The sequence below is a fragment of the Streptomyces sp. NPDC056231 genome (assembly GCF_048270745.1).
Classification (GTDB): domain Bacteria; phylum Actinomycetota; class Actinomycetes; order Streptomycetales; family Streptomycetaceae; genus Streptomyces.
This window is the reverse complement of sequence record NZ_JBLVKW010000060.1, coordinates 1-25,614: the sequence shown is the minus strand read 5'-3', so window position 1 is coordinate 25,614 and position 25,614 is coordinate 1. Positions and strand designations below refer to the sequence as shown.

Annotated in this window: 25 protein-coding genes and 6 pseudogenes; 14 read left to right on the top strand and 17 right to left on the bottom strand. The window is 68.9% G+C overall.

Translation table 11 applies throughout. From position 1 onward, the window contains the following. Positions 1-146: 146 nt before the first annotated feature. The 6 genes from tatA to ACNPQM_RS32395 form a co-directional block, all read right to left on the bottom strand. Positions 147-428: a Sec-independent protein translocase subunit TatA gene (gene tatA / locus ACNPQM_RS32420; protein WP_418086752.1), complete on the bottom strand. Its 282-nt coding sequence runs from the start codon at positions 426-428 to the stop codon at positions 147-149. A 2-nt stretch (positions 429-430) separates the two neighbouring features. Next, positions 431-1,258, bottom strand: coding sequence for a hypothetical protein (locus tag ACNPQM_RS32415; protein ID WP_418086751.1), 828 nt, complete (start codon positions 1,256-1,258; stop codon positions 431-433). Between the two features lie 134 nt (positions 1,259-1,392). Continuing rightward, a complete protein-coding gene (locus ACNPQM_RS32410; RefSeq protein ID WP_358861514.1) occupies positions 1,393-1,833 on the bottom strand; it encodes a hypothetical protein in 441 nt (146 codons plus the stop codon). 260 nt (positions 1,834-2,093) lie between these two features. Next, positions 2,094-2,513 carry an ATP-binding protein gene (locus tag ACNPQM_RS32405; protein ID WP_418086750.1) on the bottom strand — a complete coding sequence of 140 codons (420 nt, stop codon included), beginning with the start codon at positions 2,511-2,513 and terminating at the stop codon, positions 2,094-2,096. Positions 2,514-3,876: 1,363 nt separating this feature from the next. Beyond that, positions 3,877-4,665, bottom strand: coding sequence for a zf-HC2 domain-containing protein (locus ACNPQM_RS32400; protein WP_418086749.1), 789 nt, complete (start codon positions 4,663-4,665; stop codon positions 3,877-3,879). A 25-nt stretch (positions 4,666-4,690) separates the two neighbouring features. Further along, positions 4,691-5,293 (bottom strand): sigma-70 family RNA polymerase sigma factor, encoded by a 603-nt coding sequence (locus ACNPQM_RS32395; protein ID WP_358861517.1) that lies wholly within the window; start codon positions 5,291-5,293, stop codon positions 4,691-4,693. A 764-nt stretch (positions 5,294-6,057) separates the two neighbouring features. Here ACNPQM_RS32395 and ACNPQM_RS32390 point away from each other — a divergent pair. The 3 genes from ACNPQM_RS32390 to ACNPQM_RS32380 are packed head-to-tail and all read left to right on the top strand — an operon-like array spanning position 6,058 to position 7,870. Then, the gene (locus ACNPQM_RS32390; protein WP_418086748.1) at positions 6,058-6,354 is read left to right on the top strand and encodes a plastocyanin/azurin family copper-binding protein; all 297 of its coding nucleotides are present in this window, start codon (positions 6,058-6,060) and stop codon (positions 6,352-6,354) included. After that, positions 6,354-7,355 carry a metallophosphoesterase family protein gene (locus ACNPQM_RS32385; protein ID WP_418086747.1) on the top strand — a complete coding sequence of 334 codons (1,002 nt, stop codon included), beginning with the start codon at positions 6,354-6,356 and terminating at the stop codon, positions 7,353-7,355. Before ACNPQM_RS32390 ends, ACNPQM_RS32385 begins: the two co-directional genes overlap by 1 nt. Then, positions 7,352-7,870 carry a hypothetical protein gene (locus tag ACNPQM_RS32380; RefSeq protein ID WP_358861520.1) on the top strand — a complete coding sequence of 173 codons (519 nt, stop codon included), beginning with the start codon at positions 7,352-7,354 and terminating at the stop codon, positions 7,868-7,870. Before ACNPQM_RS32385 ends, ACNPQM_RS32380 begins: the two co-directional genes overlap by 4 nt. On the opposite strand, the gene ACNPQM_RS32375 is transcribed toward ACNPQM_RS32380, so the two are convergent. Both ACNPQM_RS32375 and ACNPQM_RS32370 read right to left on the bottom strand, forming a co-directional pair. Then, positions 7,806-9,101 (bottom strand): ATP-binding protein, encoded by a 1,296-nt coding sequence (locus ACNPQM_RS32375; protein WP_418086746.1) that lies wholly within the window; start codon positions 9,099-9,101, stop codon positions 7,806-7,808. The two genes, ACNPQM_RS32380 and ACNPQM_RS32375, sit on opposite strands and share 65 nt — an antisense overlap. Before the next feature lie 7 nt (positions 9,102-9,108). Beyond that, positions 9,109-9,762 carry a response regulator transcription factor gene (locus ACNPQM_RS32370; RefSeq protein WP_358861522.1) on the bottom strand — a complete coding sequence of 218 codons (654 nt, stop codon included), beginning with the start codon at positions 9,760-9,762 and terminating at the stop codon, positions 9,109-9,111. A gap of 290 nt (positions 9,763-10,052) precedes the next feature. Between ACNPQM_RS32370 and ACNPQM_RS32365 the strand changes: the two genes are divergently transcribed. The 5 genes from ACNPQM_RS32365 to ACNPQM_RS32345 all read left to right on the top strand — a co-directional run bounded on the left by ACNPQM_RS32365 (position 10,053) and on the right by ACNPQM_RS32345 (position 14,319). Further along, positions 10,053-10,442 (top strand): hypothetical protein, encoded by a 390-nt coding sequence (locus ACNPQM_RS32365; protein ID WP_418086745.1) that lies wholly within the window; start codon positions 10,053-10,055, stop codon positions 10,440-10,442. A gap of 190 nt (positions 10,443-10,632) precedes the next feature. Then, positions 10,633-11,223 (top strand): hypothetical protein, encoded by a 591-nt coding sequence (locus ACNPQM_RS32360; RefSeq protein WP_418086744.1) that lies wholly within the window; start codon positions 10,633-10,635, stop codon positions 11,221-11,223. Beyond that, positions 11,220-12,365: a peptidoglycan-binding protein gene (locus ACNPQM_RS32355; protein ID WP_358861524.1), complete on the top strand. Its 1,146-nt coding sequence runs from the start codon at positions 11,220-11,222 to the stop codon at positions 12,363-12,365. Before ACNPQM_RS32360 ends, ACNPQM_RS32355 begins: the two co-directional genes overlap by 4 nt. Beyond that, complete coding sequence (locus tag ACNPQM_RS32350) at positions 12,362-13,126, top strand: ABC transporter ATP-binding protein (protein WP_358861525.1); 765 nt, start codon at positions 12,362-12,364, stop codon at positions 13,124-13,126. Before ACNPQM_RS32355 ends, ACNPQM_RS32350 begins: the two co-directional genes overlap by 4 nt. Continuing rightward, positions 13,123-14,319 carry an ABC transporter permease gene (locus tag ACNPQM_RS32345; protein WP_418086743.1) on the top strand — a complete coding sequence of 399 codons (1,197 nt, stop codon included), beginning with the start codon at positions 13,123-13,125 and terminating at the stop codon, positions 14,317-14,319. The genes ACNPQM_RS32350 and ACNPQM_RS32345 overlap by 4 nt, the downstream gene beginning before the upstream one ends. 66 nt (positions 14,320-14,385) lie before the next feature. On the opposite strand, the pseudogene ACNPQM_RS32340 reads toward ACNPQM_RS32345, so the two are convergent. Then, positions 14,386-14,648 (bottom strand): annotated as a pseudogene (locus ACNPQM_RS32340) (MFS transporter); the annotation flags it as partial. A gap of 99 nt (positions 14,649-14,747) precedes the next feature. Between ACNPQM_RS32340 and ACNPQM_RS32335 the strand changes: the two are divergent. After that, entirely contained in the window at positions 14,748-15,833 is a 1,086-nt protein-coding gene (locus ACNPQM_RS32335; protein ID WP_418086742.1) for a DUF5937 family protein, read from the top strand. Between the two features lie 506 nt (positions 15,834-16,339). On the opposite strand, the gene ACNPQM_RS32330 is transcribed toward ACNPQM_RS32335, so the two are convergent. The 3 genes and pseudogenes from ACNPQM_RS32330 to ACNPQM_RS32320 form a co-directional block, all read right to left on the bottom strand. Then, positions 16,340-16,738, bottom strand: coding sequence for a DUF4440 domain-containing protein (locus tag ACNPQM_RS32330; RefSeq protein ID WP_358862176.1), 399 nt, complete (start codon positions 16,736-16,738; stop codon positions 16,340-16,342). A 308-nt stretch (positions 16,739-17,046) separates the two neighbouring features. Beyond that, a pseudogene (locus ACNPQM_RS32325) lies at positions 17,047-17,430 on the bottom strand (IS6 family transposase); the annotation flags it as partial. 16 nt (positions 17,431-17,446) lie between these two features. Next, positions 17,447-18,060, bottom strand: a pseudogene (locus ACNPQM_RS32320) (transposase); the annotation flags it as partial. 19 nt (positions 18,061-18,079) lie between these two features. On the opposite strand from ACNPQM_RS32320, the gene ACNPQM_RS32315 reads away from it, so the two are divergent. From ACNPQM_RS32315 to ACNPQM_RS32305, 3 genes are all read left to right on the top strand, one after another. Next, complete coding sequence (locus ACNPQM_RS32315; protein WP_418086741.1) at positions 18,080-18,223, top strand: hypothetical protein; 144 nt, start codon at positions 18,080-18,082, stop codon at positions 18,221-18,223. Between the two features lie 71 nt (positions 18,224-18,294). Continuing rightward, a complete protein-coding gene (locus ACNPQM_RS32310; RefSeq protein ID WP_418086740.1) occupies positions 18,295-19,107 on the top strand; it encodes a transposase family protein in 813 nt (270 codons plus the stop codon). A 134-nt stretch (positions 19,108-19,241) separates the two neighbouring features. Next, positions 19,242-20,174, top strand: a complete 933-nt coding sequence (locus tag ACNPQM_RS32305) for a CPBP family intramembrane glutamic endopeptidase (protein ID WP_418086739.1) — start codon at positions 19,242-19,244, stop codon at positions 20,172-20,174. A 498-nt stretch (positions 20,175-20,672) separates the two neighbouring features. On the opposite strand, the pseudogene ACNPQM_RS32300 reads toward ACNPQM_RS32305, so the two are convergent. The 5 genes and pseudogenes from ACNPQM_RS32300 to ACNPQM_RS32280 all read right to left on the bottom strand — a co-directional run. Then, positions 20,673-21,425, bottom strand: a pseudogene (locus ACNPQM_RS32300) (transposase); the annotation flags it as partial. A 173-nt stretch (positions 21,426-21,598) separates the two neighbouring features. After that, positions 21,599-22,102, bottom strand: a complete 504-nt coding sequence (locus ACNPQM_RS32295) for a hypothetical protein (protein ID WP_418086738.1) — start codon at positions 22,100-22,102, stop codon at positions 21,599-21,601. A gap of 14 nt (positions 22,103-22,116) precedes the next feature. After that, a pseudogene (locus ACNPQM_RS32290) lies at positions 22,117-22,774 on the bottom strand (CatB-related O-acetyltransferase). A 72-nt stretch (positions 22,775-22,846) separates the two neighbouring features. Further along, positions 22,847-22,978 carry a hypothetical protein gene (locus ACNPQM_RS32285; RefSeq protein WP_418086737.1) on the bottom strand — a complete coding sequence of 44 codons (132 nt, stop codon included), beginning with the start codon at positions 22,976-22,978 and terminating at the stop codon, positions 22,847-22,849. Positions 22,979-23,032: 54 nt separating this feature from the next. Next, positions 23,033-24,502 (bottom strand): MFS transporter, encoded by a 1,470-nt coding sequence (locus tag ACNPQM_RS32280; protein ID WP_418086736.1) that lies wholly within the window; start codon positions 24,500-24,502, stop codon positions 23,033-23,035. 151 nt (positions 24,503-24,653) lie between these two features. Between ACNPQM_RS32280 and ACNPQM_RS32275 the strand changes: the two genes are divergently transcribed. Further along, complete coding sequence (locus tag ACNPQM_RS32275; RefSeq protein ID WP_418086735.1) at positions 24,654-25,220, top strand: TetR/AcrR family transcriptional regulator; 567 nt, start codon at positions 24,654-24,656, stop codon at positions 25,218-25,220. Positions 25,221-25,308: 88 nt separating this feature from the next. Beyond that, positions 25,309-25,524 (top strand): annotated as a pseudogene (locus ACNPQM_RS32270) (transposase); the annotation flags it as partial. Positions 25,525-25,614: the final 90 nt, after the last annotated feature.

Here is a 25,614-nt window from a genome sequence, read left to right as displayed (position 1 = left end):
CGGGAAACAGCGCTGCTCCGGCCGAGGCGCCGGCCGATACCGCAGACAACGACGCGGGCGGCCCGACAGCGCGAGAGGTGAGCCGGCCGGGGAGGCTTCGGGCAGCGTCTCGTGCGGGGATGAGCCAGGGGCGCGCAGGACCGGGCTCAGTCGCAGTGGCTGGTCTTGCTGTCCGTGGGCGCGGTGCGGGCGATGGCGGTGTCTCCGGGAGCGCCCGAGATCGTCCGCGGTCCCGGTCCCGGTGCAGGCTCGGGGCGTGGCTCGTTTGAGGCGTCGTCGTCCTTCATGGCCTTGGTCTCGCTCTTGAGGATCCGCATGGACTTGCCCAGTGCCCGGGCCGTGTCGGGTAGTTTCTTCGAGCCGAAGATCAAAATCACCACGGCGACCAGGATCAGCAGGTGCCAGGGCTCCAGCGCATTGCGGAACATCGTCACACCACCCCTTCGAACGCGTCGGCCTTCATATCTGCCTCGGCGATCCGCGCCGCTTGTTCCTGCGCGGCGGCGGTGGGAGCGGGAGCGCCCGCGGCGCATCGTGTCTTGCCGCCCCAAGCATGTCCCCATCGCTCGTTGGGTGCGTGCAGAGCCTCGGCCGCTGCCCGAAGAAGCGTCCCGCCCGCGACCGGGCCCTGCGGAAGGCTGACGCGGCCAAAGGCGCACACCTTTGACCGCGGACGACAGCCGGCTGCCGCGGGCAGGCGCGTCCAGCACGGTTGCCCGTCCGCCGATACGGCGAAGAGTTCCCCCTCCGCGTCCCGGCCGCACTCGGCCGGGACATCACGCTGCTGGACGCGGTCGATGTCCACGACCCGGCAGGGCTCTGCACCGGCGGATGGCTGGCACTCGTCGCCGCAGAAGGGGATCCGCAGGAGGTGGCCGGGCAGGCCGGCGTCCGTGCCCGCGGTCTCGTGCGCGGGCGCTTGGGAGGAGGTTTCCCGGTGCACCTGGCACGGCGGTTTCACCGGTGTTTGCCGCCCGCGCCATCGGGAGAGTCCCACGGCGTCGTCGAGCCGGGTCTCGCAAGTGAATTCGTCGCCTGTCGCCGCCGCAAACGCGGGGAGCTCGACCGGCAACGGGCGTGCGGTGAGGTGCAGTTCGCCGCCTGTGACCTGCGTGGCCACCTGTGCCGGCTGCCCGGCCCGCGGAGTGTGCGGGGGCGTTTGGGCCGGATGGAGGCTCAACCGCTGCCCCTGGGAGCAACCACGTTCGGGCACCTGGAACAGCCGGTGGGTCTTCGGGTTCGGCCACGGTGCGTTCATCGGCTTTCCCTGGCGTGACCGTTCCTGTCGCCGGCCGGCGCGATGTTCACGCGTGGCTGTCGGGTGTGGAAGGCAAGACGAGCGGGGTTGGCCGGCTGCTGCGGTGGCGTGCCGGGTGTCGATGTCCTTGCGGGTCATGTGTCCTTCTCCTGTCGGTTCGGGGCCGATTCAGATCCGGCGGCCGTCCAGGCGGCGTACTCCTGGCGGACGTAGAGGCGGTGGCCGGGGGCGAGCGTGATCGCGTCGGGGTGGTGCGGGCCGGCCACCAGGTCGGGATGGCGGCGGTCGTGCAGGACGAGTTGTTCGGCGGTTTCTGCGGCGGCTGCGAGGGGGCCGGGGCCGGGGTCGTCCAGGGCCATCCGGTCCATGAGAGCCGCCCGGCGTAGCAGCCAGGCCCGTTCGGCGGCCGTCGCGTCGACCAGGGGGCCGGTGACGGTCCTGGCCCGGCGGCCGTCGCGTTCGGCCCCGAGAGCGAGCACTTGGTGCATCTCGCGGCGCAGATCGGGCGCATTCGTGTACGCCTCGTGCGGGGGCGGGGCGCCGATGTCCTCATGGCTGTTCGGGGTGACGTCCACGCTCACACCTCCGCCGGTGCGTAGGGGGTTGGCGCGGCAGCGTTGACACAGCACCGTGTCGTGGTCGGGGCCGCCGTGATCAAGGGCCGATGGGTGTGCCGCGGACCGCATGGGAACCTGGGCCGGGCTCGGGCAGCCGGCGACGGGGCACGGCTGGTGGGCTGCGAAGGCCCACTCGCAGCTGCCCCCGGTGACCCGGCGCTGTGCGGCAGTGCCGGCCCCGGCAGGGGGGCGCAGCTCGTGCGGAACGTCCGGCCCGGTCATGGCGAGCACCTCAGGCAGGCGCGGACTTCGCGGCCGCCGCGCGTCTGATGGACCTCGGTCGACTGGGCGAGGTGTTGGACGATGCCGGTGCCGCGGCCGTGTTCGTCGGGGGCGATGTCGGGGCGATGGCGTTCCACGGTCGTGCCGGAGTCAGTGACCACGATGTGCAAAGTGCCGTGGTCGAGGACGAGCAGCAGGGTCATGCGCTCGCGGCCGTACTGCGCGGCATTGGCGGCGAGTTCGTCGACGATGAGAACGGCGGAGTCCCGCTCGCTCGCGGGCACACTCCAGGCCTCCAGCAGATCGGCCGCGAAGTGACGAGCGGCGGAGACATGCGCCTCCTGCGCGGGCAGGGTGAGCAGCGCCTGGTGGCGGCAGGGCCGGCCGAGCAGTGAACTAGGGCTGGGGGAATCCATCACAAACATGGTCTTCTGGCTCTTCTGTGGATGTGCGGAGGTCGGAACGGGGGAGACCGCTTCGGGGGCGGTCGGTAGGCGGGATCCTGCATGGGCGCGCTCATTGAGTTCCACGGGCGACGCATGCCGAACGGTTCGAGTCATTCGCACCTTTTGTTCGACTTCTTACGAGTCATGTCACTGCCAGCGGCCTGGCTGGACTCACTCGCCTCTGTCAGAGCTCGATGCCGTACGCAGCCGGACCAGGCACCGGCGGCTCGGTCTCCTCGCCGTGGTCCTCCGCAACGGCCTTGCGGGAACCTCACGCCGTAGAGCCGGACGAACGTCCCTGCCCGCATCCCGGCCTGGTCGCGACACTCGGCGTGCAGGGATCCTGGATCGTCTTCTGCGGGCTGCACGGACTTCGGAGGAAAAGGAGAGTCGAGGTCGCCGGCCGTTTGGCGAACCGCATACCGCTGCTCGCGCGGGGGAGGGGAACACCTGGGCCGTGCCGTCGTAAAGACCAGGGCGGCGCCACCGGCCACCCGGACAGGGAGTGCAGGCCCCGTCGGCGCACTCACGCATCAAGTCGGCTGAGGACCGGGCCGATTCGTTGGAGCCGGGGGTGAGGGTGACCAGGGCCCGGAAACCGTCGGCGCGCTGCGGGAAGGACCAGGGCGCCGGCTTCGGCCTCCTCCCGGTGGAGGCTGAGGCGCATGCCGCCGGCCCTGGCATAGCCGTGCCCGCCCATGTGAGCGGCCGGCACCCGAGGGGGCCCGTCGCGGGGTGGTCGGCCCGTCACTGCCGCAAGCCGCGTGACAGGAGCGGGCCGAAGCCCCACGACCGAGCCGCTGAACTGCCCGGGTGCCGGCACGTCCCCCGATGGCAGGGTGTGCAGGCGAAGCAGCCGCAGCACCTGACCGGCCCCGGGGATGTGTGACACCACGGCGGCCGGATCGACCGGATGACCGCTTGCCCCGCCCCTCGACCCGCCGGTCGTGCGCCCGGACGGCCTTCACCTTGATCCGCCCGGTCGCGGAGGTGGCCTTTCCCGGCCTGTGGCAGCCGCTTCGACCGCCCGCCGCCTTCGCGCGCGTGGCGCCGATCAGCCCCTCGGCCATAGGGGTGCCGGTGTCGGCCTTCGAGGCCGCCGCGCTCATCCGCCGGGTAGCCTTGTCGGACTGTCTCGCCGGTCCCGGAGCCGTGCGGCGTGGTGGCATCGGTCGACGACGGTGATCACGAGCGTGCCTGTGCAGCCGATGTCACGAGCACACGCCTTCTCGACGGCCATCGGCTGGACGTCCCCGCGGCACGACCCTTCGGTGGCGACGTCTTCTTGGCCTCTTGTGCCGCCGTGCGCTCACACCCGACAGCTGTGGACGCGTCACGCCCGGATGGTGACCAGCTTCTGACCGTTGCCTGCGAGAATCTCGAAGTGCTCGATGACTCCCGGGGACATGGCAACCGCTCCTGGGATCGTGGTGCCGGGAGGGTACTCGCCTGCCCGCCAGGTAGCGCCGTCCGCCCTGGCTCCGCCGGGCCCGACCGCCTGCAGCCGGCAGGTGATTCCGGCGGGTGCCCCCTTGGCGGAGACCTGCAGGACACTGCCCCAGGCAGAGGGCGAGACCTTCACCGAGGCGGAGACGCCGGTGGCGGGATCGCTTCCGGAGAAGGTGCGCCAGGGGGCCGGTGCGGTCGGCCCGGGCGGCGTCGCCTGACTGCCCACGGATCCGACAGCCGCCAGCCATGTGCCGCCGGCGGTTGCCGCGATGAACATCAGCGAGGCGGCAGCGCCGGCCAGTTGCAGACGCCAGGTCCTGCGGCGCCGGGACGCGGCCTGCTGGAGCAGCCTCTCCAGCACACCCCCCTCTGGCACCTGCGACACCTCGGGCGTGGCGGGCCGTTCGCGCAGGGAGCCCTGCGCGCTTTCGGCTGCCCGTGCCACCAGCCGGTCGGTCAGGTCCCCGTCGGCCGTCGGCACCGTCTGGACTGAGGCTTCGGCTTCGGTCACCGTCGCCAGCAGCGCGGGCAATCCCGCCAGCTGGGTGTGTTCGGCCCGGCAATCGGCGCATTCCGCGAGGTGGACGCGCACCCGTTCCATTTCCGCCGAGGGCAGCGTGCTCAGGACGTATCCTCCCAGCGCCAGCCGGAGGGCGTCGTGCTCCGCACTCATGGTCGCCACCTCCTGCCCGCCACGGTCATGGCTCGATCCCCCGCTCCTGGAGCGCCAGCCGCAGGGCGTGCAGGGCGTAGTACGTCCGTGACTTCACGGTGCCCAGCGGGATGCCCAGCACCCGTGCGGCCTCCGCCATGGTCCGGCCCCGGTAGTAGGTCTCCAGCAGCACCGCGCGGTGGTCCGGGGACAGCGTCCGGACGGCGTCCGCAACCGCCCAGCTCTGCAGTGCCTGCTCGATCTCGTCCTCGCCCGGCGTCTGCTCGACGGCTCGCTCCAGCGCTTCGCCGCCGACCTCGGCAGGCCTGGCCTGCCGGGCCCGGTGGGCGTCGATGACCAGATGCCGGGCAACCGTACACAGCCATGCCCGGGCCGGGCCGCGTGCGGGATCGAACGCGGCGGGATGCTGCCACGCCCGCAGCAGCGTCTCCTGCACCACATCCTCCGCCCATTGCCAATCTCCTGAGGTCAGTCGCAGCACGTAGTGGAACAGGGGCCCTGCGTGCTCCGCGTACAGAGTGCGCAGCAGTTCCTCATCCGCGGTCGAAAGGGTCCCTTTACCAGAAACACGGCGCGCGGAGCGATCCGGATCGGTCCTTGGATCACGTTTTCGGGAACGCCAGGGCATAGGTCGATCATCGCGTACATGTACTGCTTTGTCCTGTAACGCACAGCATGGTGCAGGTGGCACTCTGCGAGCGCCCCGGGCGATACGTCCCTGTCGGGCCTTGCGGCACCACTAGGGCCGAGCGTGCGCGGCCCCCAGGGGAGGCCAGTTGATCCGCGACGACATCAAGATGCTTCACAAAAAGTGCATATCTACCGAACCGTGGGAACCCCGCCGCCCGTGGAGCCGGACAAGAGCCCACGTACGCGCAATTCCTCATCGATTCCCCGTGCGACAAAGGATGGACCAGAGGTGACCGAAAAACACCACGCGACGCACGCGCTCCTGGCGCCGGCCACGCTCACCGCGCCCTCGTGCATCGAAGCCGGCGCCACCGCGCAGCCTCGGCCGGTGCTCGATCGCCGGGTCCGTCAGGGGCACGCGCCCATGAACACGGCATCCACCACACATCCCTGCGATTGCCTGCGCCCCCTGCCGGCGCAGCCCCGTCTTTGCCTGATCAGTGAGGAGCGGACACCATGCATCGGAACTTCCGCACACCAGGCCGGCGATCACGCGCTGCGGCCGGGCTGGCCGTTGCCACCATCGCCACCGCCGGCGCGCTGGGGCTCCTCAGCGCATGCGGCCAGTCGCCGCACCCCTCGTCCTCCGCAGCCGGCGCCATCACACCCGGTCCGGGCCAGCACCGGACGGCCGGGATGCCCGGTGCCACGGGGTCGGGGAACACGACGGGATCCCCTCCCGTCGCCTCGCCGATGCCCAGCATGAGCATGCCCGCGAGTCACCCGAGCACGACCGCGCCGGTGACCGGGAACGCCGTGGCAATCAAGAACTTCGCATTCGCCCCGGCCACGCTGAAGGTGAGGGTGGGTACGACAGTGACCTGGACCAACCAGGACACCGACGCCCACACCGTCACCAGCGCCGGAACGGGCGGCCCGTTGCATTCCGCCGCCCTGGCCACCCATGCCACCTACAGCTACACGTTCACCAGACCCGGCACCTACGCCTACCTCTGCACCATCCATCCGTTCATGACCGCCACCGTGGAGGTGACCTGATGACCGACTACTACGACAGTCACGACGGAGCGCCGGACCACGACGCCGGTCGGCCCGACACGGAACACGGTATGACGCGTCGCCAACTCATACGCCACGCAGGGTGGTTCGGCGGCGCGGTGGTGTTGACCGTGGTCAGTGGAGAGGTGATCAGCCACATCGCCGACTCCCAGGGCACCAACGCCAAGGCCACTGCCGGTGCCGCCGCCGCGGGAAGCGGCGCGCTGCGGTTCGTGCAGGTCTCCGACAGCCATATCGGGTTCCAGGGCCCTGCGAACATGGACGTGGCCGGCTCCTTCACCGAAGCGATCAACCAGATCAACTCGCTCGGATTCAGGCCCGACTTCGTCATGCACAGCGGCGACCTGACCCACCTGTCCACGGCCGGACAGTTCAACCAGGTCAAGCAGATGATGGCCGCAATGAAGACAGACCGCGTCTTCACCGTACCGGGCGAGCACGACTCCATCGGCGACGCGGGCCGCGCCTACCGGCGGACCTTCGGCATGGGCACGCTCGGCGACGGCTGGTACAGCTTCGACACCCACGGCGTGCACTTCATCGCCCTGGTCAACACCCTGAGCCTGGAGAAGCTCGGCCACCTCGGCAACGACCAGATCGACTTCGTACGCAAGGACGTCGCCGGACTGTCGTCGGACACCCCCATCGTGGTCTTCAGCCACATCCCGCTGTTCGCCATGTACCCGCAGTGGGGCTGGAGCACCGACGACGCCCTGAAGGTCATCGCCCTCCTGCGCCGCTTTTCCTCTGTTACCTGTCTCAACGGGCACGTCCACCAGCTGTTCACCAAGACAGAGGGCAACATCACCTTCCACTCCGCCACCACCACCGCCTACCCCCTGCCCAAACCGGGCCGTGCTCCCGCCCCCACCCCGCAGGTTGTCCCCGCCCGACAGCTCAAAGAAGCACTTGGCATCCGCAGCGTCGGCTACCGCCAAGGCGACCGCGAACTGGCCATCAAGGACCAGAGGTTGGCATGAAGACCCGAAGAATCCCGACCCCCGCCTTGCGGTGGGCGACTGCCGCAACCCTCGCCGCCGGCGGATACATCCACGCCCAGCTCTACGTCGACGAGTACCGCTTCATCCACATCATCGGCCCCCTGTTCCTCCTCCAGGCCGGCGCTTCCTTCGCCCTCGCTGCCCTGCTGCTGATGGGGACACCACCCCTGCTGCTGAGGGCCGCCGCCGCAGGCGTCGCGCTCGGGGCCCTTGGCGGCTTCACCGCCTCGCGCACCGTAGGCGTGTTCGGATTCACCGAGCGCGGTCTGCAGCCCGCACCACAGGCCGCCCTCAGTCTCCTCGCCGAAACCGGCACGCTGCTGCTCCTCGCGACCTGGCAGATGACCGTGGCCACACAACACCGCGCTGCCCGACCACCCGTCAGGCCACGGCGCTCATCGACTTCTTCGGCGGTCGGCAGCCCTGATCTCAGCGGACCGGCGCGACCGCCTGATCGGGCCGGTCGGCGGCAGGCCGGCGGTGGCTGTTCATGACGGGAAACGTGACCGTGATGGACAGACCGCCCTCACGCCGTGCCCGGGTGCTGATCGTGGCGTCATGCGCATGGGCGATGGCCTGCACGATCGACAGCCCGAGGCCGAGCCCCTCGGCGCGCGCCTCCCGAGTGCCTCCCAGCCGCTGGAACGGCTGGAAGAGCCGGTCGACTGCGGCCGGCGGAACTACTGGGCCGGTGTTGGTGACCACGAGCGTCGCATGACCGTCCGCCGTCCACGTGGCCACGTCGATCCGGCCGAGCGGGACGTTGTGACGGAGCGCGTTGTCTACCAGATTCGTCACCAGACGCTCCGCCAGATTCCGGTGGCCGGCCGCCATCGCTGGGGAGATCGACGGATGCAACGTGATGTTCCGGTACTTCGCTTCGTCCCACCTGGCGTCGATCACCTCATGGGTCAGCCGTGCCAGATCGAACGGCTCACGGACATCGATCCCCGCACTGCCCCGGGTCAGCGTGAGCAGAGCCTCGATCAGCCGCTCCTGCTGACGCCCGGCGACCAGGATCCGCTCGTGCGCCCTGCGCAGGGAATCCACCGTCGCATCCGGGTCGGCCAGCGCGACCTGCCCGAGCGCGCGCTGACGGGCCAGCGGCGTACGCAGCTCATGGGACGCGTTCGCGACGAACTGGCGCTGTGCCTGGAACGAATCCTCCAGCCGGCCGAGGAGCCCGTCGAAGGTGTCGCCGAGCTCCGTCAGCTCATCACCTGGACCCTCCAGCGCCAGCCGCTGATGCAGGCTTGTCGCCGAGATGTCCCGCGCAGTCGCCGTGATCGTCCGCAACGGACGCAGCATCCGGCCGGCGACGACCCACCCCAGCACGACCGAGATCACCGACATGAGCGTGAGCGCTACGCCCGACTGGACGAGCAGTTGATGCATCACCTCGGACTTCTGATCCTCCAGAGCCTTCTGCTGCTGCGCCGACAGCACGTCTAGCGCACCCTGCCGACCGCCTCCGTGCCCTCCCGGCGACACGAAGGGCCCCTCGGCCCCACCAGGCGGCTTCACGCCTCCGCCGGGTGCAAAGGCGTAACCCTCGGCCGGCGCCCCCGAGACCGCATGACGCACCAGGAAATACGTGGCCGCCAGCAGGGTTGCCCCGGAGACGAGGAACAGCACCCCGTACAAAAGCGTCATCCGAAGCCGTACGGTGCGACGAGGCAGATACGGACGGGCAATGCGGCTCGTGAGCCGGGCGATGACAGGCATGGGCTCCTCAGATCCGGTAGCCGCGCTTGGCGACGGTCTCGATGACAGCGGGATTGCCGAGCTTGGCCCGCAGCCGGCTGATCGTGATCTTCACGGCGCTGGTGAACGGGTCGGCGGCCTCGTCCCACACTCTTTCCAGCAGCTCCTCGGCCGACACCGCCCGGCCCTTCGAGGCCAGCAGCAGCTCCAGCACCCCGAACTCCTTGGGCGCCAGCTCCAGCGCCCGATCCCCCCGCCGGGCCTTGCGCCGAGCCGTGTCGACCTCCAGGTCACCATGGCGCAGCACCGGTGGGACAGCCGGATGGGCCCGCCGCGCCAGAGCACCGATCCGCGCCACAAGAACCGGGAAGTCGAACGGCTTGGGCAGATAGTCGTCGGCCCCCAGGCTCAGCCCGTCCACCAGATTCTCGGCCGTGGACGCCGCGGTCAGCATCAGGACCCGGCTCCGGCACCCGGCCGCGATCAGCTCCGCGCACACCTCGTCGCCATGCATCCCCGGCAGATCCCGGTCCAGCACGATCACGTCGTAGTCGCTCTGCAGCGCCCGCTCAAGGCCGCCCGGGCCGTCGAACGTCACATCGACCGCCATCTGCGCCCGGCGCAGACCGACAGCCACCGTCTGAGCCATCTCCTCGTCGTCCTCGACCACCAGCACCCGCACCCGCGGCCCCCCTCGATGCACACACCGGACAAGAACACATTGACAAGCCTATCCAGAATGGTCTGGGGCCGGTTTCCACAGGGTTTCGCCACTGCCGTCCCATGGCCGGATCCTGTTCATCCGTCACACATCTCTATTGCTGAAAAGACTGTCCAAGTGCTGATTATGGATGGTTGGACGCCGCCCCACAGGAACCCCACATGACCAGCCTTGTCGCCCCAGATGCGTCCGGCTATCGTGATCCGCTTCTTAGTAAAGGCAATTGAGAGAAATAGATATGAAAGAACGGCGTGCCGGACTTTCCGGATCCCACGAGCAACGGATCGATCCTGCTCGACCCGAACAGCGGTATAGATGTCAACGGGGCCGTGTACAAGAAGGCGGAGGAGACCTGCAAGGACTTCCAGCCCAACGGTGGACGCCGGCCGTCACCGCCGCCCGGTGGTCAGCCCAAGGTGGACGAGTACGTCAACTGCATGCGGAAGAACGGTCAGCCGGGTTTCCCGACCCGGACAAGAACGGTTTCCTCGCCCCCCGAGGAGAACGGTATCGACGTCAAGAGCCCGGAGTTCAAGGCGGCCCACAAGGCATGCCAGAAGTTCCTGTCGGCGGGGGCGCCGCCGCCCGCCTGGGATCCGTCCCCGCCGCCCCGGGGTAAGGAGGCCCCTGCCCCGAGGTGAGAGGGCCACCGCCCCGAGGTGGGGGCACCGTCCCGATCGCCCTGGTCTGTCGCACTGCGTCCGGCAGACCAGGGCTTTTCTGTGCCCCAACGGGGTCGGAGGTGCACAGGGGTGAGCTGAAACTTTTTCGAAACCGCTGTCCTCGTAGAGATGGAGCATGTAGGGAATCCAGCTACCAATGGAGGGCAAGATGGAAGCCGTCGATAGCCGCGACGCGGACGACAAGGCCAAGGGGAAAGGGGCGCTGAGGCTTGCCGGTGCGATGGCGGTCCTGGTGACGGTCGTCGCGCTGAGCGCCACCGCATGCTCCAGTAATGACGAGCCGAACGACAAGGTGGCCGATGTCGGTAACGGCAGCAAGGCGCCTGTCGACGCGGCGGCGTCGCCCGACCCGCTGGCCTTTGCGAAATGCGTGCGTGAGCACGGCCTTCCGAATTTCAAGGACCCGGAGCCGAACAAGGGCCTTGGTGACGGCATCGACCCGAGTGACCCGGAGTTCAAGAAGGCCGCGGAAGCCTGCAAGCAGTACATGCCGCCGGCGCCTCCGCCGGGGGAAGGCGGGGATCAGATGTGGTCAGCGAAGGACAAGCTCAAGTACGCCAAGTGCATGCGGGAGAGCGGCGTGCCGAGTTTCCCGGATCCCCGCTCGGACGGCGGCTTCAGGCTGGAGACCGATCCCAACACTCCGCAGTTCAAGAAGGCGGAGGAGGCCTGCAAGAAGTACCAGCCCGAGGCCCTGCGGAACCTTGAGCCCAACAAGCCGGCAGGTGCCGGCTCGTGAGCGCTACACAGTCGCCGACGGAGGAACAGGAAGCCGCGCAGGCCCATGGCAAGCCCAAGGGGCGCTCGGGGCGGCGTGGACTGACCGTGGCGGTCGTCGTGGGGATCCTCATCGCGGGAGGTGTCGGTGTCGTCGTCGCCGATCCGTTCGGCCGGGAGAAACAGGACACGACGACCGAGACCACCACCGAAACGGCGCTGGCGAAGGTGACCAAGGGAACCCTTTCCGCCCGCACGCTGGAGAACGGGACGCTGGGGTTCGCAGGCGACTACCAGGTGGTCAACAAGACCAACGGCACCATCACCAAGCTGCCCTCCGTGGGCAAGGTGATCCCGCAGGGCAAGGTGCTCTACCGGGTGGACGGCAAGCCGGTCATCCTCCTGCAGGGCCCCTACGTGCCTGCCTACCGGGACCTTTCCTGGGGCATGGAGGGCACCGACGTACGGCAGCTGAACGCCGCGCTCGTCGCTCTCAAGTACGCCACCAAGAGCCAGATCGACCCCGACTCGGACTACTTCGGCCGGCAGACCTACTGCGCCCTGAAGGAGTTGCAGAAGAAGGTGGGCGCCGAGGAGACCGGGGAACTCCCGCTCGGGCAGGCGGTGTTCCTGCCCCCCGAGGAGATCAGGATCACCAAGGTCAACGCGGTGACCGGGGACAAGGCGGCGGGCGGGGGAGCGTTCATGCAGGCTTCCTCGACCGACCGGCAGGTCACGGTCGCCCTCAATGCGAACCAGCAGGCCGATGTAGCGGTCGGTAACAAGGTGACCATCACGCTGCCCAACGGGAAGTCCACACCTGGTGTGGTCTCGTCAGTGGGGAAGGTGGCCACGAAGGAGAACGACAAGACGACCATCGACGTCCAGATCAAGCCGTCGAATCCGAAGGTGACCGGCGAGCTCGACCAGGCGCCGGTGCAGGTCGCCATCGTCTCCGACACGGTCGAGGACGTGCTTTCCGTGCCCGTGAACGCGCTGCTGGCCACGGCCGGCAGAGGGTACGCCGTCGAGGTGGTAGACCCCAGTGGTGAGCACCGGCTGGTCGCAGTGAAGACCGGGCTGTTCGACGACAGCGCCGGGCAGGTCGAGGTGACTGGCAGCGGCCTCGAAGTCGACCAGAAGATCGTGGTGCCGTCCTCATGACCGGCGTCGAGGCAGAGACGCGGGTGGTCGAGGACCAGCAGACAGGCACGCCGGTGCTGCAACTGGACGAGGTCACGAAGATCTACCCAGGTGCCACGCCGGTGGTGGCGCTGGACAAGGCGAGCTTCACGATCCGCCAGGGCGAACTGGTGACGATCGTGGGCCCGTCGGGTTCGGGGAAGTCGACGCTGCTGCAGGTCATGGGCACTCTGGACCGTCCCACCTCGGGGACGGTCCGGATCGTCGGCGAGGACGTCGCCAAGATGTCGGACCGAGCCCTGGCCGGACTGCGGGCCACCCGGATCGGCTTCGTCTTTCAGCAGTTCTTCCTGGCACAGCATGCCACCGCGCTGGAGAACGTCGCCGACGGCATGCTGTATTCGGGCACCCGGCGCGGCGCCCGGCTGGACGTCGCGGCCTCGGCGCTGACCCGTGTCGGGCTCGGTCACCGGATCCATCACCGCCCGCAGGAACTCTCCGGAGGCGAGCGGCAGCGGGTCGCCATTGCCCGCGCGCTGGCCGGCAACCCGGCGATCGTGCTGGCCGACGAACCCACCGGCAACCTCGACAGTGTCTCCGGAGCGGCGATCTTCAAGTTGCTCAAGGAGCTCAACGCCGAGGGCGCCACGATCGTCATCATCACCCACGACCGTGATCTGGCCGCACAACTGCCACGCCGCATCGAGGTCCTCGACGGTCAGATCGTCGTCGACGTCAGCTCGGCGGAGCAACCCCTGTCCACCGAAAGGCATCTGCCATGACGACTTCGGCTCCCGGCCGCCTGTACCCGGCCGACCTGGCCCGTACGGCCAGCGTGGGGCTGCGCACCAGGCGGATGAGGGCCGCGCTGTCGGCGCTCGGTATCGCCATTGGAGTCGCGGCAATGGTGGCGGTCCTGGGACTGTCCGCCTCGTCCCAGGCGGGCCTGCTGGCCGAGATCGACAAGCTCGGCACCAACCTGCTGAAAGTCAGCCCGGGTCAGCAGCTCGGTGGCGGGGACGCGAAACTCCCCGTCGAGGCACCGTCGATGATCGCCCGGGTCGGCCCGGTCGAGACGGTCCAGAGCACCGGCAAGACGGAAGCCGTGGCCTATCGCAGCCCGCACATCCCGAGCATCAACACCAACTCGATCACGGTCAATGCGACGAGCCTGGATCTGCCCGACGCGGTACGTACCACCGTCGCCCAGGGCAGGTACCTCAACGCCGCCACCGCAAAGCAGCCCGTGGCCGTGCTCGGTTCGGCGGCAGCCAGCCGCCTCGGCATCGCCAAGATCCACCCAGGTGCGCGCATCTGGGTCGGCGGGCAGTGGTTCTACATCGTGGGGATCCTCAACTCCGCGACCCTGACCCCCGAGATCGATTCCTCGGTTCTGGTCGGCTATCCGGCGGCGCAGAAGTATCTGCACTTCGACGGCCACCCGTCCACGGTCTATGTGCGGGCCGACACCGACCAGGTCACGGACGTCCAGGGGGTGCTGGCCGCGACGGCCGACCCGCAGAACCCCAATCAGGTCAGCGTCAGCAAGCCCTCGGCCGCGCTGGTGGCCCGTGCCGCGACCAAGTCCGCGCTGAACGGGCTGTTCCTGGGGCTGGGGGCAGTGGCCCTGCTCGTTGGCGGCATCGGAGTCGCCAACACCATGGTGATCTCTGTGCTTGAACGACGGTCCGAGATCGGGCTCCGGCGGGCGCTGGGTGCAACCAAGGGGAACATCCGTATCCAGTTCCTGTCGGAGGCGGTGCTGCTCGCCGCACTTGGTGGGGTGGTGGGGGTGGCGCTGGGAGTCGTCTCCACCGCGGTCTTCGCCCAGGTCAAGGGCTGGGCCACGGTCGTACCGACGCTGGCCTGGGGAGGAGGACTCGGTGCGGCCATCGCGATTGGAGCGATCGCGGGACTGCTCCCGGCGCTCCGCGCGGCCCGCATGCAACCCACCGAAGCACTGTGTATCTCGTAGCACCGACGGCCGGGCCGGCCCGGCATGCGGAGGACGCCCCCCCCGCATGCCGGGCTTCGGTCTGCCCGACGCCGCCACGACTGTACTGCGTGCGCCTCGTCCAGCCATCGGCCCACCGCGGGCATGCACACCAGACCCACGACGACGCCGACCGTCATGGCGATGCCAGTGACCGGCGCGGACAGCCCCAGCACGGCCACCCCGTAGAGCAGCAGAAAGGGCCGCAGGAGGCCGGTGCCGAGCGCGTCCACGGCCAGGGCGACGGCATAGCGGGGGCCTCCGGAGGCCCGGACGAGGGCGCGGGGCTGGATCTTGGTGGTGATTGCCATGGCGCCAACGGCGCGTTCGGCGGCCAAGCCGGCCGCGTCGGTTGACGGACATCGTCAACCGACGCCGTCACCGGCCATCCGGTCGGTGATGATGAGGGGGTGACGTTGAGGATCGACATCAGCGGCCTGCCGTCCGAGCGAGTGCGGTTCGCTGCCTCTCCACTGGCCGAGTTGACCGCGATGCTGCACGTGCTGGCCGAACCCGGGCACGATCCGCAATTCGCCGACTGGGCCAGGGATATCTGGGCCGGGCTGCGGCCGGAGCTGGCCGAGCGGTTGCGGGAAGCGGAGTTCCTCTGGCGTTCCTCACAAGCCGACTTCCTGGTCCCCGCCCGACCTCGACCGACCCTCGCCGAGGAGTTGAACGACGTGGACCGGATCGGCGACGAAACGTATGTGACCGCCGCGCTGGTCTCCACGTGCGGCAGCAACCGGGTCCACCTCGCCGCGCAGTCGCCGCTCACCGACGCCACTGCGCGCGAGTGGGCCCTGGACCTGGCCCAGGCCCGCGGCCCACTGCAAGAGGCTTTCGCGGAACGGCTGCTCGCTGACCCGGCCGCGGTGCGGGCGCGGGTGCGCCACACCCTCGAACAGTGCGCCGAGGCCTTCTTCGACGCCGCTTGGGCGGGCGTCGCCGTGCAGCTCGCCACCGACCTGCGCCTGAAGAACGACCTGCTGAAGCGCCAGGGCATCGGAGCGGCACTCGCATCGGTCTCCGAGGCAGTCACCCTGGCACCGGACGGCGAACGCATCATCGTGGACAAGCTGCAGGACAAGTCGACCGCCGCCCACGGCACCGGAGTCACCTTCATCCCCAGTGTCTTCGGCCGCCCGCACCTGGTGGCGGTCCACGCGCCCGGGTGGCAGCCGGTGGTGCAGTACCCCGTGGCCGAGCCGGATCCATCAGAGCCGGTATCGCTGGAAACGATCACACTCCGGCTGGAGGCACTCGCACATCCGGTACGGCTGCGGCTGCTACGCACCCTGGCCCGCGGCCCGCACACCACCGGTGAGCTGGCCCACGCCTGGGAACTTTCACCCCCGGAGGCTTCCCGCCACCTCGCCGTCCTGCGCCGCGCGGGCCTGCTCACGGCCCGGCGGCAGGGGCGTTACGTCCGTTACACCCTCAATATGCCCGATCTGACAGCGCTGGGGGCCGACCTGCTGGCGGCCGTACTGCGCTGAGTAGCTTCGGGCCGCCAGAACGCGGGCGACCGCCGCCTTCGCAACATCGTCCAACTCGGCAGGCCGCCGAACAGTACCGGCGCGACCGACTGCTGCCCTGGGCCAGCCGGGCAGCGGACTGGCTGCACCGCCGGACGTTCCTCCTGGCCATACCCCGGGGACATCCTGTCCGGCCGTGCGTGCCAGGGCCTGTCACTCCTCGTCGATCGCGTCTTTGTCGCGAAGCGGCCGCAGACCGCCGGGCAGGTCGGGGAGCTGATGACACATCGAAGCTCCGGTGGTACGAGGCGACTTGGGAAGGTCGCCCCGGTCAACCGGAGCTTCGTGGCGTGCGTGACGGTCCAGCCCGCACTCCTTGGGCCGCCGCGACCTGCGGGCTCACATGATCACGGGGACATTGAAACGCCCCTACTGCCCGGACAGCCGATTCACCCGGCGGAGGCCGCCCGCCGGCCGCGTTCCCGACCTCACAAGACAGAATAGTGAGGCCCCGCGGGCTGCTGCGCTCAGGGCTGGTCGTACCAGGAGAACGCCGCGATCCGCCAGCCCTCCGGGGTGCGGATGAACTGGAAGGTCTTGGTCCCGCCGCCCTCGAACGGCTCGCCGTCCAGGACGCCGGCCTTGCGGTACTCGCCGAAGCGCGACGCGATGTCGCCCGCGATCTCGGTCCGCTCGGAGGTCTCCCACTCCGAGAACTCGACCAACCGGCCGTCGGCGAGCAGGCGTTCGCGCGGCTCGATGAACTCGTCCACGGTGTAGACCGTGTACTCCGGCCCGGTCAGCACGATGACACCACCCGGAATGACCAGCCGGCGGACCCGGTCCACGTCTGCGGCCTTGCCGCCGCGGTTGTCGAAGGCTCCGAAGAATTCGGCGGTTATCGCGTCAATCTCGATCTTGGACATGGTGCGACAGTAACACCGGATGGGGACAACGGACGTGGCGTCGAGGCGACTTCGGCCCAGCACACCCACGAGATCACGCGACTTTGCAACAGCCCTGGAACCACTACTGCTCGATAGAGCCATGGACGGCGCTGTCACGTTGTTGGGTGTGTACGTGCCTGACGGGGCGTCGGGGCATGGTGGGCCCCCGGGTCCGGGCCTGTGTTCAGGCCGTGGTGGGCCGGCCGACAGCGCTGGTGATCTCGTCCCAGATGGCGAAGCGATGGCGGATTTTCGGCTCGGTAGTCGTGTGCGGTCATCAGGCGGCGGGGTCGGAAGTGGGGCGAGATCCCGCTGAACGCGGACAGGAACCGTTGGGCCCCACCTACGGAGCGGAAGCCCTTCATCGCCCGTTCACGCTGCCTGGTTGGCTGGTGGCTGTTCTCCGCCCGGTTGTTCAGACCCTTGCGCGAGCGGTGCTCCACCGAGGCAATGCCCTTACGGTGAGCCGCGCCGTAGGAGCGCAGCTTGCCGGTGACGGCCACCCGGGGCACTGTGCGGGTCGTCTTCATCAGTCTGCGGAAGAACCGCCGGGCCGCGGCAGTATCCCGGCGGTTCTGCACAAGGACGTCCAGGACATTGCCATCCTGGTCCACGGCCCGCCACAGGTACTTCAGCTCACCGTTGACCTTGATGAAGACCTCGTCCAGATGCTTCCCAATGCTGATGTCAAGCCGTCGCTGTCACTGGAGGTGTGACCTGGTAGCACCGTCGGTCACGAATCAGGGCCCACAATACGTTGACGCGACGGCGTGCGAGCGCGAGGACGGCCTGGACGTGGCGTTTCCCCTCGGCGCGCTTGCGGTCGTAAAACTTCCGTGAGTTGGGGTCTCGTTGGATGCTGACCAGCGCGGAGATGTAGAAGACGCGCTGCAGACGACGGTGGTATCTCGTCGGTCGGTGGTCGTTACCGCTGACCTGGCCGGAGTCGCGTGGGGCGGGGGCCGTTCCGGCGAAGGCCGCGAGCCGGTCGGCCGTGGGGAAGGCGTCCAGGCTCCGCCGACGGCAACGAGGAACTCGGCACCGAGGATCGTGCCGATGCCGGGCATGGACTGGATCACGTCGGCCAGTTCGTGTTCGCGAAACCGGCCCTCGATGAGTTTGTCGGTCTCGGTGATCTTCTCGTTGAGGGTCATCACCTCCTTGGCGAGGGTGTGCACCATCGTCGCGATGGCCTTCTCACCCACGACGGCGGTGTGCCGGCGCTCGGCGGCTTCAACCACCTTCTCGGCGAGGGAAGCAGCGTTGCAGACCTTGCGGTTGCGCATCCATGCCGCCGTGCGGCAGGCCGCCGGACCGGTCATGGCCCGGCAGGTCGGCGAGATGCTGGGGGGGGACGTCAGCGTGCGGGGCAAGCTGGAACCGCTGCGTGGGAAGCTGGTGAGACTGGCCGACCGTGGCTGGCTGCGCAAACTTCCCGACGGCCGGTTCACAACCCGTCTGTGACCCGGGACGCTGCCGCCCGCAACGGTGCGGTACGGCGTAACCGGGGCGCCCCCGGTGGCCGTTGGAGCTGTGTGACGAGAACCGAAGAACGCGCCGAGGACTCCTGCCCGCTTGTCTACCAGTGCCGTCTGCCACTGTGCACGAGCACCGTCAACCACCTTGCCGACGTGCTGCGCCGTCATCTGAAGGCGATACGGTCCAGGTGGCGGGTCCTGCCGCCCGGGAGGACCGCGGTGATCGTCCTGGCCGTGCTGCGTCACGACCAGCGCCTGGCCGACATGGCCGGCGGCAACAACGTGTCCCAGACCACCGTCCGCCACTGGCGCGACGAACTGATCGGACTGCTTGCCGCGCAGGTCCCTCGTCTGGACCGCGCCCGGAAGAAGATCGCCAAACGGGGCAGGGAGGTGGTCCTGATCGACGGCACCCTCATCCCCACCCAGCGCCGCACCGGAAGCGCCGACCGACGGAACTACTCCGGCAAACTCCGCCGCCACCGCCTGCACTTCCTCGCCCTCACCGACGAGATCGGCCGCCTGATCCGGATATCCGCCGCCCGGCCCGGCCGCACCCACGACATCACCGCCGCCCGCCACGATCACGTCCTGGCTCACCTGCGCGCCGCCGACCTCGGGGCCCTCGCGGACCTCGGCTTCCGCGGCCTGGACAACGACGTACGTGACCCCGTGATCGTTACCGGCTTCACCGCGACCCGCGCCCACAAGCTCGCCCCAGGCCAGAAGGACGCCAACCGCGTCCTTGCCACCGGACGCGCACCAGCCGAACACGGCTTCGCCCACCTCAAGAACACTGGCGGACCCTCACCAAACTCCGCACCGACCCCGCTCGTGCCACCCACCTCCTGTGCGCTCTGCTGGTCCTGACGACCCTCGAAGTCAACCGCTGACTGTCTTCGATGGGTGGAGAGGTCTCCCTGCAGGAAGGGGAGTCAGCTCCACTGTCGATATGCGCTCTAGCTGGATTCCTCGCTGCTGCGCCGATCCGTAGGTTTCACGTCATGACGCTTTCAACCAGGCACTTACCGCTCGTCAACCGGCGACGTGGTCTGTTCATCTTCCTCGGTGTCGCTTACATCGGCATGTGGGCGGCCATGTCACCACTCCTGGCCAGTGGTTACCAGCGCCGTGACGCACGCGAGGAGACTGGTGCACTGGAGCAGGTGTGCATCGCGGCCGCGATGTTGGCGCCTGCCCTCGCCGCAATCCTCGTCGTCCGCTGGGTCGAGCGCAGCGGCCGGGTGCGGGACACGCTCGCCCTGCGCTGGACGAAGCCCTGGGGGCGTGCTGCACGGGCGTGCCTGATGGCTTTCGTCGTCCCCGCCGGCCTCACCACGGCTGCTCTTGTCATCGGCACCTTCGCCGGCCGCTACCCGTTCGGTGGAGTGCACTGGAACGGGCTCGGCTCGTGGGCGGCCGCAGCGGTGCTGAACATGCTGGTGTCGCTTCCGCTGTTCTTCGGCGAGGAACTGGGCTGGCAGGGCTACCTTTTTCCGCGCCTCGCACAGGACGGTGACCGCCGGAGCCTGATACGGGCGTACGCAATCACCGGCGCGGCCTTCGCCCTGTGGCACCTGCCCACGCTGCTGATGGGCGGCCAGTACCCAGGTCGGCCCTGGTATGTGTCGGTGCCCGCCATGCTGGTGAGTTGCCTCCTCATCCTGCCAGTCTTCACATGGCTGCGTCTGCGCTCCGGCTCGGTCGTACCCGCCGTCATCGGCCATGCGTTCGTGAGTTCGGTGAGTGTCGCCATGGTCACGGAGTTCGCCGATTCCAAGGCAGCACTGGATCCCCTGCACATGAGCATGGCCGGATGGCCCGGCTGGATCGTCACAGGCGCGTTCGTCGCCTTCCTGGCGCTGACCGGCCGACTCCAGCCATCCTTCTACACGGCCCGAACCGTCCCTCACCCCGCATCGATCCGCAGACTGTAAGTGCGTGTTCTGCGGGGTCGACCACGGGCCGAGCCACCAAGGCCTGGGCAAGGCGGTGCGGGCTGAGAGTCCACGGCCAGGTGCTCATCCACATTGCGTGAACCCGTTGATGTACGCCCCACGCACCGCACCCGTCCAGGGGCGGAGCCACGCAAACGGACATTGGTGTTCCCATCCTGAACGTCCATGTCGAAAACACGCTGACAAACGATCTACTCCGCAGACTGCCGTACACGACCAGCGCGAGTACTCCGGAAGACCGTCACACCAGCCCTTTGACCTGTGACTTCAAGTTGGCGGAGGCTCAGTGCAGGACATCGCCGGTGACGATGCTCGGCATCCACCCCGGTGCACCCTGCCGCGTTTCCCCTTGACACAGGCCCGTGTCAAGACATTTCAGGGAGCCAAGAGGTCAAGCTGGCTGCCCGCCGGAGAGCGCGAGTAGTGGGCTGAAGGCGTGTTGTTCGGCGTAGCACTTCCGGGTCTGGAGGCAGTGGTGGAGTTCTTGACGAAGCGGCGCCCGACGAAGCGTTTCTTCCCAGAGGCGCGCGTGATCGGTGCGGAGCAAGCATAGGACTTGAGGGCTCTGGCGTCGGTGAAACGAGCCCGGTCGTCGCCGATCTCGGCGAGCACCGAGCAGAGAGCCCAGGCCGGGGAAGCTGAGCAGAATCTCGCTGTCCGCGTGCTGGTGGAAGCACTCATCAGCGGCGGCGGCGAGGTCGTCCGTGGCCTGGCAGGCCGCGGCCAATTGCATGAGGAGGGCCTGCAGCTGCTGGCCGAAGGCGCCTTCGACCGCTGGAATCTGGTGAGCGTACTCGGAGCGGAAGACGGCCTGCAGGCGCTCGGCTTCCGCGTCGAAGGAGCGGGTGCGGCCGCTGCGTTTGAGGGCAGCCCGCAGCTGGGCGAGGGTGAGCCGGGCGGCCTTGGCCGGGGTGGGTGCCAGAGCAAGAACGACCCGGGCATCGGGCCGGGTCAAGCCGCCCTTCTTGCTCTGGAAAGCGAGGAGGGCAGCGGGATAGTACTCGCGCAGCAGCGAGCGGACCTGGTTGACGATCTGCTGTCGGCTCCAGACCGCGTCTTGCCGGGCACGGGCCAGCACGGTGATGGCCTGGGCGAGTTCGGAGTCGGCCGGCATAGGGCGGTGCATGCCGGGCCGTGCCGCTCTGGGCAGAGGCCTCAAACGGCCAGGGGAAACGGAGGCATCGGCCCGGGGTCCGCGTCACCCCGCGAAATTCGCCGGTGACGGTGCCGCTCTTTGAGGAGGCCTCGCGGGCCAGGGGGACTCAAGACATCCGTCACCGGCGTGAAGCGACTCGAGCCCCTTGCACGAACGAGTTCGAACCGCCTACAGATCGGATTAGGGGAAACGCGACGCACAGGGCCCACCGGAACACCGCACCGAGCCCACCCGATGCGCGCCACTCCTACCCGACATCCATCCGCGGCGCGCATCGTGCACCGGCTGGAGGCCATCGAGTGAGCCTCCGCCCCTGGTCCTCGCCGCCGTCGCCCCGTACATCGACCGCACCGCGCACCGTCTGGATCTGCTTCCCGCACCCGCGGGGATGGTCCCCCCCATCACGGTCCTCGGTGTCGTCCAGGTCCTCTGCTCCCCGCACCCGCGGGGATGGTCCCGGCCCGCAGCCGGGGGTGGGCACGTCGAATTCGTCGATCACGCCGTCGGTGGCGATCCGCCCGATCCGGTCCGCCCGGTACTCGGTAAACCACAGTGCGCGGTCCGGGCCGGGGGTGATGACGGTCGGCCCGCTGTCGGGTTCGAGCCGGTGGCTCGTCGGCTTCTCGCCGGGGACGAGGCGGCCGATCCGGCCGCTGTGGACGAGGGTGAACCATAGGGCGCCGTCCGGTCCCGTGGTGAGGGCGTAAGGTCCGGCCGCACTGTCGGCCACCGCGTTTTCAGCGATGGACACCTGGGGCGAATGACTCAAAGGGGTTTCCCCAATCCGTGCTCGGTGGCGATGCGTTCGATGTCGGCCGGGGTTCCGGCCATGAGGGTGCGGGCCTGTTCGGTGACGAGGCCGGCAGGCCCGTCCCACCACGCGGCGCGCCGCAGCCGCTCGACGTCGGCGTCGTCGAAGCGATGCCGTATCGGCCTGGCCGGGTTGCCGCCGACGATCGTGTACGGCGGAACGTCGGCGGTGACCACCGCTCCGGCCGCGATGATGGCGCCGTCGCCGATCCGCACGCCCGCAATGACGGTCGCCCGATAACCGAACCAGACGTCGTTGCCGACGACCGTGTTGTCGCCGCGGCTGGGCATGGCGGTGACGATGTCCAGGGTCTGCTCGGCCCACCGGCCGCCGAACATGGTGAACGGGTACGTCGACACCCCCATCGTCGGGTGCTCGGCGCCGGCCATCAGGAATGTGGTTCCCGAGGCGATCGCAGTACTTGCCGATGACGAGACGCTCCGGCCCGTAGGCGTAGAGGACGTTGCGGCGCTCGAAGTCCGTGGCGCCGTCCGGGTCGTCGTAATACGTGTACTCGCCCACGGTGATGTTCGGTGAGGTGACCAGCGGGTTGAGGAACACCACGCGTTCGTGGGCGGGCAGCGGGTGCACGGTGGTCGGGTCTGGGGACAAGGTCGGGGTCCCTTGCGTGGTTGCGGGTTGTCGCACACGGTCTTGGCGGGGCGTCGCCGGACCAGGATCGCGTCACCCTGGTGCGATGGGGCTTCGGGTGTTCTTGGGGCTGGGCAGGGTGACCCACTCGATGAACTGGGCGGTCACGCCGCTGGGGTCGGTGACCTGGAAGTAGCGTTCGCCCAGGGGGCCTCGGAGCGGCATGGTGATGTCGACGCCCTCGGCGCGCAGCCGCTTCTCTGGCCAAGGCGGTTGTTGTCAACAGCTGTTCACGGATGCCTCGTTCGAGGTGGTGACCGCATCTGGATCCGTGGAACGTTGCGGGGCCGGGGAGCCTTCCGCGGGCTTGGACCTCGCCAGCCACAGGCCGGTGAACACGGCGGTGGCCAATGTGACGGTGCCGGCGGCGAGGAAGGCGCTGTTGAGGCCGGTCTCGAAGGAGGCGCCGCCGGATTGCCGGGTGCGGACGATGGCTCCGAGTACCGCCACGCCGAGCACCGCGCCGATCTGCCGGGTGGTGCTGCTGATGCCTGAGGCGAGGCCGCCTTCCTGCGGGCTGACTGCTTGGATGGCGGCGCCTGTCAGTGGGGACATGGTCAGGGCGAAGCCGGTGCCGGCGAGTCCCAGCCGCCACCACACGTTCCCGTAGACGGTGTCGGCGTGCACCAGACCGAGCACCAGCAGTCCCAGGCCGGCCAGGGCCAGGCCGGTGGTAACCACGATTCGGAAGCCGTACCGGGCGGCGAGCCGGCCCGCGTACGGGCTGACGATCACCATGGTGAGGGATACCGGCAGGGTCTGCAGGCCGGCGCGCAGGATCGAGCTGCCCTGGACGTACACGAAGAACTGGGAGAAGAAGAACGACGAGCCCATGAGCGCGAACCCCACCACGACCATGGCGGTGTTGGACACGGTGAACAGGCGCTGCCGGAACAGCCGCAGCGGCAGCATCGGAGCGGAGCGGCGCGCTTCGACGGCGGTGAAGGCGGCGAGGAGGATCACCGCGGCGGTGAAGCTTCCCAGGATGACCGGTGAGGTCCAGCCGCGGGCACCACCCTCGATCAGCCCGTAGGTCAGCACCCCCACCGCCAGAACGGACAGCACCGTGCCCGGGATGTCGATCGCGGGGGCGCTCGGATTGCGGGACTCGCCGAGGTGGCGCAGGCCGACCAGCAGCAGGACCACGCCGATGGGCAGATTGACCAGGAAGATGGCGGGCCAGCCGAAGGCTTCTGTCAGCACGCCGCCGGCCACGGGGCCTGCGGCCAGACCGATTCCGCTGAATCCGGCCCACAGCCCGATCGCCTTCATTCGTTCTTGCGGCACGGGATAGGCGGCGGCGAGCAGGGCCAGCGAGGCAGGGCTCAGCGCCGCGGCCCCGATGCCCTGCAGCGCCCGGCCGGCGATCAGCCAGCCGACCGAGGGCGCGAGGCTGCACACCACCGACGCGGCGGTGAACACCACCACGCCGGCCAGGTACACCCGCTTGCGGCCGAACCGGTCGGCGAAGACACCGCCGGACAGCAGCAGCATGGCGACCAGCAGTACGTACGCGTCGACGATCCATTGCAGACCGGTCAGCTGAGTGTGCAGCCGGTGCTGCATATCGGGCAGCGCCGCTCCAACAATCGTGTTGTCGAGCAGGACCATGAACTGGCCTAGGCAGGTCACCGTGAGCCGCACGGTCCGGTTTGATCGACTGCCTACGGTCGCATGCGATGCAGCCATGGGATCCCCCTCAATCGTTTGTTGTGCCCGGCCACGGTCGACGCGGGTGGCGATACACCTGAGCACCCTAAAGCAGTCATCGACTGCGTTAGGCGAATATAAGGAGGGTTGCCTCGCAAACGCAAGTTGTAACTGCGTTAAGGTGGGGGGCATGAACGAGCGACAGCGAGCCCGGCGGCCCGGCGGGCGCAGCGCCCGCGTCGGCGCGCAGGTACACCAAGCCGTCACCGACCTGATCCGCGAGCGCGGCTACGGCACCTTCACCGTCGGCGACGTCGCAGCCCGCGCAGGCGTAGCCGACAGCAGCATCTACCGCCGGTGGGGCAGCCTGGAAACCCTGCTCACCGACGTGGCGCTCACCCGCCTCAACGCGCAGTCGCCGATGCCCGACACCGGGAGCCTGGCCGGCGACCTGCGCACTTACGCGGCCCAAGTGGCCCGCGAGATCACCGGACCCGATGGGCCGGCGGTGCTGCACCTGGCCGTCGCCCTGTCGAGCAACGGTCAGCAGGGCCTGCAGGCTGGTGACGACCTCCGCGCCGAACGCATGCGGCAACTGCAGTCCATGCTCGATCGCGCCCGCGACCGTGGCGAGCACGCACCCGACGCATTCGACGTGCTGGACCACATCTTGGCCCCGATGTATATCCGCGTCTTGTTCGGCATGGCCCCGCTCACCCCGGACTACATCGACGGGCTGGTCGACCGATTGCTATGACCTCAGCCCGGTTCCCACGATCAGCCCTCGGACGCGGTGCCAGGGCTTCTCGAGGTGCTCGCCGACACGCGCCCGGCCAGCTCAGGCATCCGGCGAGGGCGGCTGCCGCCCCCTGGCTCTGTTGATCACGCCGGGCCAGTGGGGCGACGCCCCGCAGATGATCGAGGTCCTGAACCGGATCCGGGTTCCACGACCGTGGGGTGGACGGCCCTGTACCCGGCCCGACCACGTGAGCGGCGACAAGGCATACAGCTCCCACCGTAATCGTGGCTACCTGCGAAGACGCCGTATCAAGTACACCATCCGTGATCTTGCGTGGGTATCCCCGGCTTCAGCCGGGGAGGGAAACGCATCCTCGGCCCGGAGGCGCGAAGCGCCAAAGTTCGCTGCGTTG